This window comes from Bacillus sp. ISL-7 (genome assembly GCF_018613065.1).
Genome location: NZ_JAGGQW010000066.1, coordinates 53,676 through 71,289, shown reverse-complemented (window position 1 = coordinate 71,289; position 17,614 = coordinate 53,676). Strand labels below are relative to the sequence as shown.

General features: G+C 39.2%; 16 protein-coding genes. 14 read left to right on the top strand and 2 right to left on the bottom strand.

Annotated features, from left to right (window positions below; all coding sequences use genetic code 11):
• Positions 1 to 124 precede the first annotated feature (124 nt).
• The 10 genes from J7E66_RS25595 (at position 125) to J7E66_RS25550 (ending at position 11,218) form a co-directional block, all read left to right on the top strand.
• Entirely contained in the window at positions 125 to 2,023 is a 1,899-nt protein-coding gene (locus tag J7E66_RS25595) for a methylmalonyl-CoA mutase subunit beta (protein ID WP_215005170.1), read from the top strand.
• Positions 2,004 to 4,202 carry a methylmalonyl-CoA mutase gene (gene scpA / locus J7E66_RS25590; RefSeq protein WP_215005167.1) on the top strand — a complete coding sequence of 733 codons (2,199 nt, stop codon included), beginning with the start codon at positions 2,004 to 2,006 and terminating at the stop codon, positions 4,200 to 4,202. Before J7E66_RS25595 ends, scpA begins: the two co-directional genes overlap by 20 nt.
• The gene (gene meaB, locus J7E66_RS25585) at positions 4,202 to 5,326 is read left to right on the top strand and encodes a methylmalonyl Co-A mutase-associated GTPase MeaB (protein WP_215005165.1); all 1,125 of its coding nucleotides are present in this window, start codon (positions 4,202 to 4,204) and stop codon (positions 5,324 to 5,326) included. Before scpA ends, meaB begins: the two co-directional genes overlap by 1 nt.
• An 84-nt stretch (positions 5,327 to 5,410) precedes the next feature.
• Complete coding sequence (locus J7E66_RS25580) at positions 5,411 to 5,848, top strand: BrxA/BrxB family bacilliredoxin (RefSeq protein WP_168245005.1); 438 nt, start codon at positions 5,411 to 5,413, stop codon at positions 5,846 to 5,848.
• A 132-nt stretch (positions 5,849 to 5,980) separates the two neighbouring features.
• Entirely contained in the window at positions 5,981 to 7,153 is a 1,173-nt protein-coding gene (locus J7E66_RS25575; RefSeq protein ID WP_215005163.1) for a M20 family metallopeptidase, read from the top strand.
• Positions 7,154 to 7,367: 214 nt separating this feature from the next.
• Positions 7,368 to 8,144, top strand: a complete 777-nt coding sequence (locus J7E66_RS25570) for an ABC transporter substrate-binding protein (protein WP_215005161.1) — start codon at positions 7,368 to 7,370, stop codon at positions 8,142 to 8,144.
• Between the two features lie 56 nt (positions 8,145 to 8,200).
• Positions 8,201 to 8,860, top strand: a complete 660-nt coding sequence (locus tag J7E66_RS25565; RefSeq protein WP_168245002.1) for an amino acid ABC transporter permease — start codon at positions 8,201 to 8,203, stop codon at positions 8,858 to 8,860.
• Positions 8,853 to 9,575 (top strand): amino acid ABC transporter ATP-binding protein, encoded by a 723-nt coding sequence (locus J7E66_RS25560; protein ID WP_215005159.1) that lies wholly within the window; start codon positions 8,853 to 8,855, stop codon positions 9,573 to 9,575. The genes J7E66_RS25565 and J7E66_RS25560 overlap by 8 nt, the downstream gene beginning before the upstream one ends.
• Before the next feature lie 112 nt (positions 9,576 to 9,687).
• Positions 9,688 to 10,683: an aromatic acid exporter family protein gene (locus J7E66_RS25555; RefSeq protein ID WP_215005157.1), complete on the top strand. Its 996-nt coding sequence runs from the start codon at positions 9,688 to 9,690 to the stop codon at positions 10,681 to 10,683.
• A 22-nt stretch (positions 10,684 to 10,705) separates the two neighbouring features.
• Positions 10,706 to 11,218 (top strand): L,D-transpeptidase, encoded by a 513-nt coding sequence (locus tag J7E66_RS25550; protein ID WP_251033134.1) that lies wholly within the window; start codon positions 10,706 to 10,708, stop codon positions 11,216 to 11,218.
• A 44-nt stretch (positions 11,219 to 11,262) separates the two neighbouring features.
• On the opposite strand, the gene prli42 is transcribed toward J7E66_RS25550, so the two are convergent.
• The gene (gene prli42, locus J7E66_RS25545; RefSeq protein ID WP_179195915.1) at positions 11,263 to 11,361 is read right to left on the bottom strand and encodes a stressosome-associated protein Prli42; all 99 of its coding nucleotides are present in this window, start codon (positions 11,359 to 11,361) and stop codon (positions 11,263 to 11,265) included.
• 161 nt (positions 11,362 to 11,522) lie between these two features.
• Here prli42 and mce point away from each other — a divergent pair, with 161 nt between their 5' ends.
• From mce to J7E66_RS25525, 4 genes are all read left to right on the top strand, one after another.
• On the top strand, positions 11,523 to 11,936 hold the full coding sequence (mce, locus tag J7E66_RS25540; protein WP_215005153.1) for a methylmalonyl-CoA epimerase: 414 nt from the start codon (positions 11,523 to 11,525) through the stop codon (positions 11,934 to 11,936).
• Complete coding sequence (locus J7E66_RS25535; RefSeq protein ID WP_215005151.1) at positions 11,937 to 13,487, top strand: acyl-CoA carboxylase subunit beta; 1,551 nt, start codon at positions 11,937 to 11,939, stop codon at positions 13,485 to 13,487. It abuts the gene before it with no gap.
• A 97-nt stretch (positions 13,488 to 13,584) separates the two neighbouring features.
• On the top strand, positions 13,585 to 14,706 hold the full coding sequence (locus tag J7E66_RS25530) for a tripeptidase T (RefSeq protein ID WP_215005148.1): 1,122 nt from the start codon (positions 13,585 to 13,587) through the stop codon (positions 14,704 to 14,706).
• Positions 14,707 to 14,786: 80 nt separating this feature from the next.
• The gene (locus tag J7E66_RS25525) at positions 14,787 to 16,064 is read left to right on the top strand and encodes a DNA polymerase IV (RefSeq protein ID WP_215005145.1); all 1,278 of its coding nucleotides are present in this window, start codon (positions 14,787 to 14,789) and stop codon (positions 16,062 to 16,064) included.
• Positions 16,065 to 16,108: 44 nt separating this feature from the next.
• Here the strand turns inward: J7E66_RS25525 and zwf are convergent, their stop codons facing one another.
• The gene (zwf, locus tag J7E66_RS25520; protein WP_215005240.1) at positions 16,109 to 17,578 is read right to left on the bottom strand and encodes a glucose-6-phosphate dehydrogenase; all 1,470 of its coding nucleotides are present in this window, start codon (positions 17,576 to 17,578) and stop codon (positions 16,109 to 16,111) included.
• Positions 17,579 to 17,614 lie beyond the last annotated feature (36 nt).

The following is a 17,614-nucleotide window of genomic DNA, read 5'->3' as shown; positions in this document are numbered from 1 at the left end:
AAACAACCGCTACCATGCTTGGCAGCGGTTATCTTGTTTTTAATTGCTTGAATTGTGTTTGTACCATAAAATAGTACTTAGTAGAACTAATTGAATTTTATTTCAATTATGTATAATGGGGGGGATGAAAAGTTTGGAAAAAATAAAGAATCAGTCTTTTCCTTCAGGATCCACACATGAATGGAAAACTAAAGCAGAGCAATCTTTAAAAGGAAAAACGGTTGAATCCTTACAAACTACTACATATGAAAACATTATTTTGAAACCGCTTTATACCCATCAAGATGAGCGACCAGTACCTGATTTTCCAGGAGGTTCAGATTTTAGAAGAGGGACCTATCCGTTAGGTTACTTGACGAATGACTGGGTGGTCGCCCAACAACTATCCTATCAAACCGCAGAAGAGTTGGAGCAGAAACTCAGACAATCATTTAATAAAGGCCAAACGGCTATTTCATTTAAAGTCTCAAAAGCTTTACTAGATGTCGAAACAAACCTAGCAAAATTATTAGGAGAATTCTATTGTCAATATCCATTCTCAATTAACGCAAAAAGTTTACAAATTACTTTTCTTTCGGAATTAGAAAGAATGGCGGATCAAGAAGGGGCTATCGACAATCTCCGAGGATATATTGGGGCTGATCCCGTCGCCATTTTCGCTGAAGAGGGGTGTATTTCTGAGGAATTTTTCAATGATTGGGTAAAAAACATTGTCCACTCAAATGAGAAATTACCTAATGTGCGTACAATTCTAATAGATACTGCTCCATATCATAATGGTGGGGCGAGCGCTGTTCAAGAACTAGGGATAGCAATGGCTGAAGGGATATTTTATCTTGAAAACTTTCAGAATGCAGGCATGGAACTGGATGAAATCTTTACAAAAATGATCTTCCAATTTTCGATTGGCAGCAATTTTTTTATGGAAATCGCAAAACTTCGCGCCGCTCGAGTACTGTGGAATCGAATAAGTAATGTTTACGGATCTTCTGATGATATGGGCAGGATGCATATAGCTGCTGAAACTTCTTCTTTCACAAAAACAGTAAATGACCCGTATGTTAACCTTCTGCGTGCTGGAAATGAAGCATTTGCGGCCGTGGTTGGGGGCGTTCAATACTTGCATGTGCGACCCTACGATGATCTCACAGGTGCGACTTCGTTTTCGGAAAGAATTGCTAGAAATACTCAACTTCTTTTGAAGGAAGAAGCACATCTAACAAAAGTGATAGATCCTGCTGGAGGTTCTTGGTATATAGAAGAACTAACCAATGACTTAGCTGAAAAAGCTTGGGGATTTTTTCAACAAATTGAAGCAAATGGTGGCATTCTAGAAACTTTAAAATCAAATTGGCTGCAGCAGGAGATTGCTGTTGTCTATGAAAAAAAGAATCAAGATGTTCAAACAAGAAAGAAAAGCATTGTTGGAACAAATGTCTACGCTAATCTGGATGAAATTGTTACGCATAAAAAAACTCAAACGAGAAATTCATATTTTACTACTATGGAAAAATCGTTAATAAAAATGGAGGCCATTCCGGATCTGAGATTGGCAGAACCATTTGAAGAATTGCGAAAAAAGGCAAAGGATCTCGAAGAAAAATTAGGCTCAAAGCCGACTGTAGGGATGATTTGTCTTGGTGGATTAAAGCAGCATAAAGCAAGACTTGATTTTATGAAGGGCTTTCTTGCAGCAGGCGGTTTGAGAGCAGCCGAAAGTAAGCCGATATTATCTTTAGAGGAAGCTAGACAATTTATTTTAGAAACGTCTGCCAAGTATTATTGCTTATGCGGTACGAATGAACAATATGAAATAATCGGTTATGAAATCCTGCCTGCTCTAAAAATTGAATTCCCTGAGTTGATTTTTTACTTAGCAGGCCTTCCAGAAAAAGAGGAACTGGACCAATGGAAGGATGCTGGTATTAAGCAGTTTATCCATATGAAAAGCAATTGCTACGAAACGCTAACGTCAATCCTTAACGACCTGGAGGTGAGCAAGGTTGAAGAAACAAAAGCCTGATTTTCAAAATATTTCTTTATTTGACGATCAAAGTTTTATGACCAAAGAAGAGTGGCAGCAAAAAGTACACCAAGAGATAAATACCTCGATTGATGATTTACTGTTCGAGACAAATGAACAAATCAGTTTAAAACCGCTCTATACAAAAGAAGATCGTGAAGACCTTGAGCATATAGACAATCTGCCGGGACTCCCTCCTTATACAAGAGGGCCTTATCCAACGATGTATGTTAATCGGCCGTGGACAGTGAGACAATATGCAGGCTTTTCAACTGCAGAGGAAAGCAATGCCTTTTATCGCAGAAATTTAGCGATGGGGCAAAAGGGATTATCGGTTGCCTTTGATTTAGCCACTCACCGCGGCTATGACTCTGATCATCCACGTGTTGTCGGAGATGTCGGTAAAGCAGGGGTGGCCATTGATTCTATCCTTGATATGAAGAAGCTATTTGAGGGGATACCTTTAGACCAAATGTCCGTTTCAATGACCATGAACGGGGCCGTTCTGCCCATTCTTGCTTTTTTCATCGTGACGGCTGAAGAACAAGGTGTAAGTCAGGAGAAGCTGGCTGGGACCATCCAAAATGACATTTTAAAGGAATATATGGTTCGTAATACTTATATTTACCCTCCGGAAATGTCAATGAAAATAATAGCTGATATTTTTGAATATACGTCAAAATACATGCCAAAGTTTAATAGTATTAGTATTTCGGGCTATCATATGCAGGAGGCTGGTGCACCAGCTGATTTAGAACTAGCTTATACACTAGCGGATGGTCTGGAATATGTACGTACGGGTCTCAAGGCAGGAATTGAAATAGATTCATTTGCACCAAGATTATCCTTTTTTTGGGCAATTGGGATGAATTATTTCATGGAAGTAGCTAAAATGCGTGCCGCTCGATTGATTTGGGCAAAAATGATGAAATCTTTTCATCCGAAAAATGAAAAATCATTAGCGTTACGCACCCATTCGCAAACATCTGGCTGGAGTTTGACAGAGCAAGATCCTTTTAATAATGTTACACGTACATTAATCGAAGCACATGCTGCGGCAATGGGGCATACCCAATCCCTGCATACAAACGCCTTGGATGAAGCGATTGCACTGCCAACTGATTTTTCTGCTCGGATTGCTCGTAACACGCAATTGTTTTTGCAAGAAGAAACGGGGATTACAAATGTTATTGATCCGTGGGCAGGCTCCTATTACGTTGAAAAATTGACAGATGAATTGGTTAATAGAGCATGGACACATATTGAGGAGATTGAAGGTCTAGGTGGCATGGCTAAAGCCATTGAGACTGGGCTTCCAAAAATGAGAATTGAAGAGGCAGCCGCAAGAAGGCAAGCGCAAATTGATTCTGGAAAAGAAGTCATCATTGGTGTCAACCGTTATCGCCTTGAGAAGGAAGAAGCAATTGATATTTTAGATATCGATAATACAGCAGTTCGATTGAAACAAATTGAAAAATTAAATGTAATAAAAGCTAATCGTGATGACAAAAAAGTGGAAGAAACGATAACCGCTTTAACGAAAGCAGCGGAAACAGGTAAGTACAACCTCTTGGAGCTTGCTGTCCAGGCGGCAAGAGCGAGGGCAACTCTTGGGGAAATTTCCGATGCCATTGAAAAAGTAGCAAATCGACATAAAGCGGTCATCCATGCAATTAGCGGAGTATATAGTAAAGCTTTTAGTAATGAAGAAGAAATTTTGATAGTAAAAGAAATGTCCGACGAATTCCTGAAGAATGAAGGTAGAAGACCCAGAATTCTGATTGCAAAAATGGGTCAGGACGGACATGACCGCGGGGCAAAGGTCATCGCCACTGCATTTGCTGATTTGGGGTTTGATGTTGATATTGGTCCATTATTCCAAACACCAGAAGAAACGGCCTTGCAGGCAATTGAGAACGATGTCCATGTCATTGGTATGAGCTCGCTTGCTGCTGGGCACAAGACGCTATTGCCACAATTAGTGGCTGAACTGAAAAAACTAGGACGTGAAGATATCTTAGTTGTTATTGGTGGTGTTATTCCAGCACAGGATTACCAATTTTTATACGATAACGGAGCAGTGGCTATTTTTGGACCTGGGACAGTGATTCCGATAGCAGCGCAAAAAGTAATCAAGGCAATTTACCTTCAACTCGGTTATGAGGAAGTGGCAGAGTAATGGCTGCAGATCAAAAACCCGAATGGAGCGATCCAAGAAAGCCCGAACTTTGCTCAAGTGTGGTAAGAAAAGGGGAGGAACTTGAAGGTCAAGCAACTTCTTTGCAAAAAAATATTCGATTTAAAAAACGTAACTCTTCAGAACCAGAAGTTGAAGAATTATTTGACGGGGTGCTAAAAGGAAACAGAGGCTTGCTTGCTCGTGCTATTACTCTTGTAGAAAGTAATGCAGAGCATCATTTCCAAAAATCACAAGAGTTACTGCAAAGATTGCTGCCTTACAGCGGAAACTCGATAAGGGTTGGAATTACTGGGGTGCCTGGTGCTGGGAAAAGTACTTTTATCGAAGAGTTTGGAATGTATCTCTGCAGTTTGGGTCTAAAGGTGGCTGTATTAGCAATTGATCCAACTTCGAGTATCTCGGGTGGTAGTATTTTGGGAGATAAAACGCGTATGGAACAGTTAGCAAGGAATCAACGTGCGTTTATCCGTCCGTCACCATCGGCAGGAAAGCTCGGTGGTGTTCATCGAAAAACAAGAGAATCGATGCTGCTATGTGAGGCAGCGGGATTTAATGTGATATTAATAGAAACGGTCGGCGTCGGACAAAGTGAATTTATAATCAGGGATATGGTCGACTTTTTTATGCTGCTGGTGCTGACTGGGGCAGGTGATGAACTGCAAGGCATGAAGAAAGGGATCCTGGAGCTTGCTGATTCCATAATTGTCCATAAAGCAGACGGGGATAATAAACAAAAGGCAGAATTGACAAGGAAAGATTATAATCGAATCCTTCACTTTCTGCAGCCATCGACCAAAGGTTGGATTTCAAAAGCCCATACCTGTTCATCTTTGACTCAAGAAGGAATTGATAAGATATGGGAAGTTATTCAAGCTTTTGAATCGAGAGGAAAGTTCACTGGAGTCTTGGAAGATAGAAGGAATGCCCAATCAAGAGAATGGCTCCATGCAATGATTACGGATCAGTTGCACTATCATTTTTATCACCATCCTGAGATCATGAACCAGCTGCCAAAATTAGAGAATGAAGTAATTACCGGTGGAAAGACAGTCGCTTCTGCAGTGGAAAGTCTTTTTAAGACTTTTTTTCAAAAAAAAGAATAAGCTGCCACAAGTATTGATATTTGATAATCAAACATTTTTACTGTTAATATGTAGATATAGTCATAAATCTAAGGAGTGAATTTAATGAGCATGGATTTTAATTTTTTTATGAATGATGTTGTTAACCAGGCACGTCAAGAAATCGTGTCTGCCGGATATAAAGAGTTGAAAACACCTGCAGATGTAGAGGAAGCACTTGAACAAAAAGGGACCACTTTAGTAATGATTAATTCAGTATGTGGTTGTGCGGGTGGTGTTGCACGTCCTGCAGCAGCACATGCCTTACATTATGATAAGCGCCCGGATCACTTTGTCACTGTTTTTGCTGGACAGGATAAAGAAGCAACCGAAAAAGCAAGAAGTTATTTCACTGGCTATCCGCCATCCTCCCCATCATTTGCCCTTTTAAAGGACGGCAAGATTATTACAATGGTTGAAAGACATCAAATCGAAGGTTTTGATCCAGCAACAGTCGTGTCAAAACTCCAAAAAGAATTTGACGAATATTGCGAAGAAGTTTAATATAAGAATCCGAATGAAGGAAAGGCCAAATCATCAATTGATTTGGCCTTTTGTTCTTGTCAAAATGATATTTTTAATGTATATTTATTAATTATTTTGCAATTTTAATCATACTAAAGAGGAGATTTTAGCATGAAGGATTTATTAAAAAATTATTTAGAAATTATTAAACATAGATTATGGGAGATAAGTGATTCTTTGTATCATCATCCTGAATTAGGGGATCAAGAATTTGAATCTAGCAAACAGTTAATAGAATTCCTTGAGGAACATAAATTTGTAGTTGAAAAAGGAATTGTTGGGCGAGCTACTGCTTTTAAAGCGGTATACGACTCTAAGAAGGAGGGACCAACGATTGCCTATTTATCGGAATATGATGCATTGCCTGAGGTTGGACATGGGTGCGGTCATAATCTGATTGGAACGATGAGTGCCGGGGCTGGAGCTCTCTTAAGTAAAATGGTAGATGAAATTGGCGGACGTGTAGTTGTATTAGGAACACCTGCTGAAGAAACAAACGGTGCAAAAGTTCCAATGGCTGAGCAAGGTATTTTTGATGGTATCGATGCAGCTATGATTTTACACCCGGCTGATGAATCTTATGAGAGTGGTGATTCATTAGCGATGGATGCGATTCAATTTGACTTCCGTGGCAGAACAAGTCATGCAGCAGCTTCTCCAGAGAAGGGAATTAATGCACTGGATGCTGTTATACAATTATTTAATGGCATCAATGCACTTCGTCAACATGTGACTTCTGATGTTAGAATCCATGGGATTATTAAAGAAGGCGGAGTAGCAGCCAATATTGTCCCAGATAAAGCAGTAGCTCAGTTTTATGTTCGAGCAAAGGATCGTACCTATTTAAACGAGGTTGTTCAAAAGGTAATTAATATAGCAAAAGGTGCATCTCTAATGACAGGTGCAGAGGTTCATATTAAAAACTACGAATTGAGCTATGATAATATGGTTACCAATCAAGCATTATCCCAATTATTCACAGACAATCTCTTAGCGGCAGGTGTAAAGCAAGTTAAGAAAGCGAAGGATTCATATGGTTCCATTGATATGGGAAATGTAAGTCATGTTGTTCCTGCGATACATCCTTATATTGGTCTTGACTCGCCTGGACTAATTGCACATACAAGGGAATTTGCCGACTTAACCATCACTGACAATTCCCATCAAATTCTTTCTAGAGGTGCCTTGGCCCTTGCCTTAACAGGATTTGATTTAATAACCAATAAGAAAGCATTGGAAAAAATGAAAAATGAATTTAGGCAAACAGTAGTAAGCAATCATTAACATAATCTCAAAAAGGCATCTCTTCTCAAGGAGGTGCTTTTTATTTGCTTTTAATATTAGTTCAATATATCAAAGTGCAGAATTTTTGGAATATTTTTATATTAGGATAATATCTTTTCAAAACAAATCTCATGTGTTAATATTCGTTTTGTTGAATAAAAATTCAAATTCAAATTAGAATAAGCAGATATTATTAATCATAGGAGGAGACATCATGAAAAAAACATTTTTATTTTTTACCATGATTTTAACATTAGTAGTGTTGGCTGCTTGCGGACAAGGTAATAAGTACGGAGCAAATGGAGAAAAAACAGGAGATAACAAAGTTTTAACAATGGCTACATCAGCTGATTTTGCTCCATTTGAATCAAGAGATCCATCAGGTAAGGTCGAGGGATTTGATATTGACTTAGCCAATGCTATTGCAAAAGAATTAGGTTATAAACTAGAGATTAAAGACATGAAGTTTGATGGTTTAATCGGTGCAATACAGGCTAAACGTGTGGATATGGTACTTGCTGGTATGTCAGCAACAGAAAAACGCAAACAAAATGTTGATTTTTCAACGGCTTATAATCATTCAGGTGAAATGTTTATCACACTTAAAGATTCTAAAATTAAAACTATCGATGATCTTAAAGGAAAAACGGTTGGAGTACAGTTAGGAACCATTCAAGAAGAGGGTGCCAAAACACTTCAAAAAAAGGTTGATTTTACGATTAAGCCGCTAGACAATGCAACAACTTTAATTCAAGAACTATTATCAAATCGTATCCAGGTTGCTTATATGGATAAATCAGTTGCTATAGGATATGTAAAGGAACAAGGTTTAGCTGGATTTGATGATCCAACAACAAGTTCTCCTGGAATGGCAGTTGCATTTCCAAAAGGCAGTGACTTAACTGATGATGTAAATAAGGTCCTTAAAGACATGGAGGAGAACGGAAAACTCCAAGAATTAAAGGACAAGTGGTTAAAAGACCAGCAATAAAATGAATGGCAACTAGACTAATGGCGCAAAGAAAATTATAAAGTGAGGTGTAAGGCATGAATTTGGATTTTAGCCAAATTGTGCCTTATATTCCTTTTATTTTAGAGGGAATATGGGTTACATTAAAATTTGTTATTATTTCGATTATTTTAGGTTTTATCCTCGGCACAATTTTAGCTTTGTGTAAAATTTCACGAATCAAAGCATTAAATTGGTTTGGAGATGCATATACATCTATTTTTCGTGGTACACCATTAATTTTACAATTAATGCTAATCTATTTTGCGATCCCGCAATTAACGGGTTATGACATCTCACCATTTTTATCATCAATCTTAGCTTTTGGCTTAAATTCTTCCGCCTATGTTTCGGAGATCATCAGAGCCGGGATTCAAGCGGTTGATAAAGGTCAAACCGAAGCAGCTCAAGCACTAGGTGTTCCTTATCGTCTCATGATGAAGGACCTAATCTTACCTCAAGCACTAAAAAATATCTTACCTGCATTGATGAATGAATTTATTACCTTAACAAAAGAATCAGCCATCGTTTCTACGATTGGTTATCTAGATTTAATGCGTCGTGCGCAAGTTGTCGGAGCGGATACTTATCGTAATTTTGAACCATTAATCTTTGTTGGATTAATCTATTGGATCTTAGTAATGGTGCTGACTTTGGCAGGGAAACGGTTTGAACGGAGGCTGAAGTACAGTGATTAAAGTAGAAAACCTCTATAAACAATTTGGCAATAACGAAGTGTTAAAAAATATCTCAACCAATATTGATAGTGGGGAAGTAGTTTCGATTATTGGACCATCTGGATCTGGTAAATCCACCTTTTTACGCTGTTTAAATTTATTAGAGACACCAACGCAAGGGAAAGTTTGGATTAATAATCAAGAGATTACTGATAGCAAAACGAATATAATGAAAGTTCGTGAACAAATCGGTATGGTTTTTCAACACTTTTATTTATTTCCACATCTGTCGGTTTTGGAAAACTTAACCTATGCTCCGATGAAAGTAAAAGGCGAATCGCGAGAACTTGCTGAAAAAAAAGCACGCGAATTGTTAGCTCGTGTGGGGCTTACCGAAAAAGAAAAAGCCTATCCGAATAATTTATCAGGTGGACAGAAGCAGCGTGTTGCCATAGCTCGTGCACTTGCCATGGAACCGAAGCTAATGTTATTTGATGAGCCAACATCAGCGCTAGATCCAGAAATGGTCAAGGAAGTACTTAATGTTATGAAGGATCTTGCTCAATCCGGTATGACTATGGCTATTGTTACACATGAAATGGGATTTGCTCGTGAGGTTTCTGACCGTATTATCTTCCTTGATGAAGGGGTATTACTAGAAGAAGGCTCTCCTGATGAATTTTTTAATAACCCTCGTACAAGCAGAGCAAAGGACTTTTTAGAGAAAGTATTGTAGTAGAATCAATCTTTACTATCAGGATTTCTTGCAAAAAATACTTTAATAGGGATATGCTAAAGATGGTCTAATCGATCATCTTTTTTATTTTTTCTATTTTGGGGAGATTACTATGAAATTTCGCATTGGCTACCGAACAATTAAAACAGCTGTTGGTACTGCTATTTCGATTTTAATTGCGCAGCAGCTTGGACTGGATAATTTTGCTTCCGCTGGCATATTAACCATTTTATGTATTCAGGTGACGAAACGGAGATCGCTCCGAACAGCAGGAGATCGATTTTTAGCTTGTGTATTAGCGATGCCATTTTCGGCTATATTTTTTGAGGGAATCTCCTATCACCCAATTGTTATTGGGATCATGTTATTTTTCTTTATACCGACGATTGTGATGCTGAAGGCATCTGATGGTATTGTGACCAGCAGTGTCATTATTTTACATATTTATATGGCAGAGAAAATCTCCCTGGCAATGATTTTTAATGAACTTGGTGTGATCACGATTGGAATTGGCGTGGCACTACTGATTAATCTTTATATGCCGAGCGTTGATAAAAAATTAAAGGACTATCAAAACGAAATTGAGGAGAATTTTAAAATCATTTTCGGTGAAATGGTATGTTATTTACGGATGGGAGATAGTAATTGGGATGGAAAAGAGATTACGGTTAGTGCTCGATTACTAGATGAAGCTATAACGCTAGCTCTTCAGGATGTTGAAAACCATTTTTTACGAGATGACAATTTATATTTTCATTATTTTAAAATGCGAGGGAAGCAATTTGAAATTATCGAACGTATCTTACCGATTGTCACCTCCATTACGCGTACAGTAAAGCAAGGGCATATGGTAGCTGAGTTTCTGGAAGAACTTTCTGAGAATGTTCATCCCGGAAATACAGCTCATATTTATATTGAAAAATTAAGAGAAATGAAAAAGGAATTTGAGGAAATGGAGCTCCCGAAGACAAGAGAAGAATTTGAAACCAGAGCAGCCTTACTTCAACTAGTTAATGAAATGAATGACTATCTGATTATAAAAAGTTCGTTTAAAGGAATAAAAACTTCTTCAAAAGTGAATGAACAGAAAAAGATTGAAGCAAACTAGGAAAAAAAGGCAGGTGGCTGCTTTGATAAAAATCTTATCGCCAATCCTGATTACTTTTTTCATTTCACCATTTTGGCCGTTGGGGCCAAACCCTATGCCAGGCGATCCATTTGTTATTGTTAACAAAAGTAACAATGAAATGGCGTTTATTGATGAAAACAAAGTCCAAACGGTTGTAAGTGTCGGGACGGGTAAAACCCAAGAATTAACTCCGGAAGGTATTTTCACTATTACGGTAAAGGCAAAGGAGCCTTATTTTCGGAAAGGGAATATTTCTGGAGGGGATCCAAAGAATCCACTAGGGGCCAGATGGATTGGCTTTGATGCAAAAGGAACAGATGGCAGAACCTATGGCATCCATGGGACGAATCAGCCGGCTTCTATCGGTAAATATGTCTCTCAGGGCTGTATCCGCACACAGAATGAGGTTGTTACTTCGCTTTTTCCGTTAATTCCATTAGGAACAAAGGTATTAGTTATCTCTTCCAAAAAATCATTTGAGGCACTTGGCAAAGATAATGGGGCAATACAATAGGGAAAGGGACTGTTCAATTTGAACAGTCCCTTCCTTTTGTATATTTATGATAGAAATGTACCAATTCCGATTAGGAGAGTTGAGGCAAGCATAGCGAATAACATTAAATAAACAATGATTTTTCTCGTTTTCTTACTTTTCATTATGGGTACCTCCTTAACATTTTGGCGCTTTATATCTATTGTACAAGGAAAATCAAAAATGAACAACGGAACAACTAAGTAATTTAGGAAGGATTTATGAACTTTTTCACGAATAAGATAATTGTCGAATTAAATTTAATTTTTAGAACAGAGGGGTAATAATGATTAAAAAAGTCGACCATATTGGAATTGCCGTTAGATCACTTGAACATACGCTTCCTTTCTATACCGATGTATTGAATCTACCATTGCTAGGAATTGAAGAGGTTGAAACTCAACAAGTAAGAGTGGCCTTTTTAGAGGCAGGAGGTACAAAACTCGAACTTCTGGAGCCTACTTCGGAAGAAAGTACCATTGCTAAATTTATCGAAAAACGCGGTGAGGGCATTCACCATGTTGCACTTGGTGTTGTCTCGATTAAAGAAAGAATTAGCGAAATGAAGGAAAAAGGGATCCGAATGATAGACTATCAGCCAAGACCTGGTGCTGGAGGAGCAAACATTGCTTTTATGCATCCAAAATCCACATCTGGGGTTTTATTTGAACTCTGTGAGAAGAAGGGGATGAAGGGGTAAATGACAGACATCTATGAAAAAATAAATGAGTTGTATGATAAACGTCGCGAGGTTGAACTCGGTGGCGGTGACGAGCGAATTGAGAAGCAGCATGAAAAAGGAAAATTGACGGCGAGAGAAAGAATCGATCTGTTGGTAGACAAAGGGACGTTTTTTGAATTAAATCCCTTTATTGAACACCGTACCAATGATTTTGGTCTCGACGAACAAAAGGGCCCAGGGGACGGGGTAGTGACTGGTTACGGCAAAGTTAATGGTCGGCCCATTTATCTTTTTTCGCAGGATTTTACGGTCTTTGGCGGTGCATTAGGGGAAATGCATGCCAAGAAAATTGCGAATGTGATGGATTTAGCAGCGAAAAATGGGGCACCCTTTATCGGTCTAAATGATTCTGGCGGGGCTCGCATTCAAGAAGGTGTTGTTTCCTTAGATGGATACGGACATATTTTTTACCGAAATGCCATTTATTCCGGTGTGATTCCGCAAATCTCAGTAATCTTGGGCCCTTGTGCAGGTGGTGCCGTCTATTCACCAGCAATTACTGATTTTGTGTTTATGGTTGAAAAAACGAGTCAAATGTTTATTACGGGACCTAAAGTCATCGAAACAGTGACAGGGGAGAAAATATCAGCTGAAGAACTGGGCGGTGCCAATGTACATAGCTCCATTAGCGGGAATGCCCATTTTCATTCCGATTCGGAAGTAGAGGTGTTACAGAACGTCCGCAGGCTTTTGAGTTATCTGCCGCAAAATAATCAAGAGAAGCCTCCAAGATTTGAGGTGCAGGAGGAAGAAGACTACCGTCCTGACTTAATGGATGTTATTCCCTTCGATACCGTTCGTCCATACGATGTCCGAAAAGTCATTGAGCATGTTGTTGACGAGGACTCTTTCATGGAAATTCATAAGGACTTTGCTAGAAATATTGTCGTTGGCTTTGCACGTATCAAAGGTGAATCAGTAGGGCTTGTCTGTAATCAGCCTAGGGTGATGGCTGGCGGCTTGGATATTGATTCCTCTGATAAGGCAGCTCGGTTTATCCGAACCTGTGATTCTTTTAATATTCCAATCATAACGTTTGAAGATGTTACAGGCTTCTTCCCGGGAGTTAAACAAGAACACGGGGGAATCATTCGCCATGGAGCTAAAATATTATTTGCCTATTCCGAGGCGACAGTTCCGAAATTGACGGTTATTTTAAGAAAAGCCTATGGCGGTGCCTATGTGGCGTTAAATAGTAAGTCAATTGGTGCTGACTTGGTATTTGCTTGGCCCAATGCGGAAATTGCTGTTATGGGTCCACAAGGAGCAGCCAATATCATTTTTGCCAAGGAAATTAATAATAGCGAAGATCCTGAACAGACCAGGCAGCAAAAAATCGATGAATACCGTGAAAAGTTTGCCAATCCTTATGTGGCGGCGAGCAGAGGCATGGTCGATGATGTCATTGATCCAAGAGAAACAAGATTGAAAATAGTGCAGGGACTAGAAATGCTTAGAAATAAAAAAGAGTCAAGACCTTACAAAAAACATGGGAATATTCCACTATAGTATAATTTGAAATTGACTTCCTCCTCTTTCATTTGATGATATGAATAAGAAAGAGGTATACTGAAATAGTGATTACATAACATGGAGGGTCAATATAATGGTTAATCAGGAACGTCTGTTGAATGAATTTTTAGAACTTGTGCAAATTGACTCAGAAACAAAATTCGAGGCTGAAATTGCAAAGGTATTAAAACAAAAATTTACTGAGTTAGGACTCGATGTATTTGAAGATGATACCACCGCTGTAACAGGCCATGGTGCAGGGAATCTAGTTTGCACGCTTGCGGCAACTAAAGAGGGTGTTGACCCGATTTATTTTACCTGTCATATGGATACTGTTACACCGGCTAAAGGTGTGAAACCATCGATTAAAGAGGGTTATGTGGTTACAGATGGCACCACGATCTTAGGGGCAGATGATAAAACAGGTATTTCTGTCATGCTTGAAACCATTCGTCAATTAAAAGAACAAAATCTACCTCATGGTTTGATTCAATTTGTCATCACTGTCGGAGAAGAATCAGGTCTTGTAGGTGCAAAAGCACTTGATTCTTCATTGATGAAAGCAAAATTTGGCTACGCACTGGATAGTGATGGCTTAGTTGGTAACATAGTTGTTGCTGCTCCGACACAAGCAAAGGTAAAAACAGTTATTTACGGTAAAACGGCTCATGCCGGTGTGGCACCTGAAAAAGGAGTTTCAGCGATTACAATTGCCGCAAAATCGATTGCGAAGATGCCATTAGGAAGAATAGATCACGAAACCACAGCAAACATTGGCCGGTTTGAAGGCGGTCAGGCAACTAACATCGTTTGTGACCGTGTTGATATTTTAGCAGAGGCACGTTCGCTTATCCCTGAAAAAATGCAGGCTCAGGTAAGCAAAATGAAGGATGCATTTGAAACAGTTGCAGCACAAATGGGTGGCAGAGCAGAGGTAGATGTGGAAATCATGTATCCAGGCTTTAAATTTGGCGAAGGCGATCATGTTGTAGAAGTTGCACGCAAGGCAGCGGCAAAAATTGGCCGCAGTTGTGAACTGCAGCATAGCGGCGGAGGCAGTGATGCCAACGTTTTTGCTGGGTTTAATATTCCAACGGTCAATCTTGCAGTCGGCTATGAAGAAATCCATACAACAAACGAACGCATGCCGGTTGAAGAATTGTATAAGCTTGCAGAAATGACACTTGCGATTATCGATGAAGTGGCAAATCAATAATGTAGTTGTAAGGAGAACCTAACTGATGGTTCTCCTTTTTGATATAATTAGGGAAGAAAATGTGGTAAGGAAGTGCCAGCATGAAGGAAATGTATCCGAAAAACGGAAAAGTCATTTTACATGTTGATATGAATAGCTTTTATGCGTCGGTTGAAATGGCCTATGATCCCAAACTGAAGGGTAAACCGCTCGCAATTGCTGGAAATGTCGAGGAGCGCAGAGGGATCATTGTAACCTGCAATTACGATGCAAGAAAATTTGGTGTGAAAACGACGATGCCGCTTTGGGAAGCGAGAAAACTTTGTCCGCAGTTAATCGTCATGAAACCTAATTTTGAGCGTTATCGGGCCGTTTCCATTGGTATGTTTGAAATTCTCAGGCACTATACAGAGCTTGTAGAGCCCGTTTCGATTGACGAGGGATACTTAGATATAACGGAAAGCTTTGAATACGGCAGCCCGATAGAAATCGCTGAAAGCATTCAAAAAAGGATTCTGGAACAACTAGATATACCTTGCAGCATAGGTATAGCTCCAAATAAATTTTTAGCAAAAACGGCTTCAGATATGAAAAAGCCAATGGGAATTACGATTCTTCGTAAGCGTGATATACCAAACGTTCTTTGGCCCTTGAACACGAACGAAATGCATGGTGTCGGGAAGAAGACAGCGGAAAAGTTACAGACAATTGGGATTCACACCATTGGTGAATTAGCAAAAGGCAATGAGATTCAACTTAAAACGCTTCTAGGCATTAATGGCCTTCGATTAAAAGAAAGAGCCAATGGGATTGATCATCGCCTTGTTGACCCGGAATCGATTGAAGAATTTAAGAGTATCGGTAATTCAACAACACTGCCTAAGGATGTTAGTAATCAGCATGAACTTTTTCGTGTGTTAACATCATTAGCCGAAACGGTCTCTATCAGGCTGAAGAGAAAGAATGTCCTTGCCGGAACTCTTGGAATTACAATTCGCTATAAGGATCGGAAGACAATTACCAGAAGTAAAAAGCTTCCCAACCCCATCAGTCATAAAGATGACATTTCTTCCTTTGCGCAGCAGATTTTTCTAAAAGCTTGGAATGGAGATGCTATTCGATTGTTAGGGATCACAGGCAATGATTTAGTGGATCATGATCATGCCTATAAACAGTTAGATTTATTTTCCTATGAAAAGGATGCGAAAAAAGAGCCGTTACTTAATACCTTATCTAGTCTTCGTGAAAAGTACGGGAAAAGTATCATTGAAAATGCGGGGTCGCACCAAATGGATGGTTCTCACAATATCGGGACTGGAACAAGCTTTAATAAAGATTTTCTGCGGACCTTTCCTAATAAAAATAATGATCTAGACTAAAAAGCACCACTTTGCTGTTATAACAAAGTGGTGCTTTTGATTATTTACTTACAAATATCGACGTCTAGACCTGTTACAGGCCACCAGAAGTAGCCGTCTTTTTCTAAGAGTTCATCCACCTCTTTGGGACCCATTGTCCCTGACTGATAATTGGGGAAGTAATCAGCCTTCGTGTTTTCCCAAACCGCCGAAATTTTATCAACAAAGCTCCAGGAATAGGCGACTTCATCCCAATGCGTGAAATTTGTAGCATCCCCTCGCATACAATCCAAAAGAAGTTTTTCATAGCCTTCAGGAGTGTTCATCGCATGGATTCCAGTATTGGCAAAGCTAAGTTTTACTTCTTGCGCATCCAAATGTCCGCCCGCTTTCTTGGCGTTTAGGTGCAGGGTAATTCCCTCCTCTGGTTGAATATGAATCACAAGGAGGTTCGGATTTAACATTTTGTCAGTTTGGTAATATAAATTCATTGGAATATCTTTAAATTGAACGACAATTTTTGTTGATTTTGTCGACATTCTTTTCCCAGTACGGATGTAAAAAGGAACACCAGCCCAGCGGAAATTATCGATCATAATTTTCCCTGCGACAAAGGTTTCTGTATTCGATTCTTTGTCCACCGTTGGTTCATCACGATAGGCAGGAACCTGGACATCCTCAACCGTGCCCTCACCGTATTGTCCGCGAACAAAATAATTATTTACTTGTTCGCCCTCAACGGTTCGAAGTGCTCGAAATACACGAACCTTTTCGGAACGGATTTCGTCGGTTGTAAGGTTAATAGGTGGTTCCATCGCAAGCAAGGCTACCATTTGCATCATATGGTTTTGAAGCATATCTCTAAGGGCCCCGCTTGTTTCATAATAACGGCCGCGCTCTTCGACACCGAGTATTTCACTTGAGGTGATTTGAATATTTGAGATATAGCGGTTATTCCAAAGCGGTTCAAAAATAGCATTGGCGAAACGTATTACTTCGATGTTCCGGACCATTTCTTTGCCTAAATAGTGGTCGATACGATAAACTTCTTTTTCCTTAAACGCACTTCTGATTTGTTTATTAAGCTCGATTGCAGAGGCTAAGTCATGTCCGAATGGCTTCTCAATCACAAGTCGTTTGTAGCCTTTTACATCCGTCAGTTTATCTGATTTTAAATGCAAGGCGATGGTTCCGAAAAATTCTGGAGCCATGGCGAGATAAAAAATGCGATTCCCTTCTAAATGATAATTTCCATCAATCTCATCTGCTAAATTTTTTAATATTGCATATGAATTGGAATCAGCGACATCATGTGATTGATAGTAAAAATGGGAGATAAATTCATCAATCTTGTCTTTGTTTCCTAATGCAGATAATACGGAGTCTTTAACGGAATGTTGAAACTCATCGTTAGAAAGGGACCTTCTGGCCACCCCAATAACCGCAAATTTATTTAATTTGCCTTTCTCAAATAACCGGTAAAGGGAAGGAAACAACTTCCGTTTTGCTAAATCACCAGTCGCACCAAAAATCATAATTAATGAAGTCACGTTTCCAGTTTGCGTCAAAAT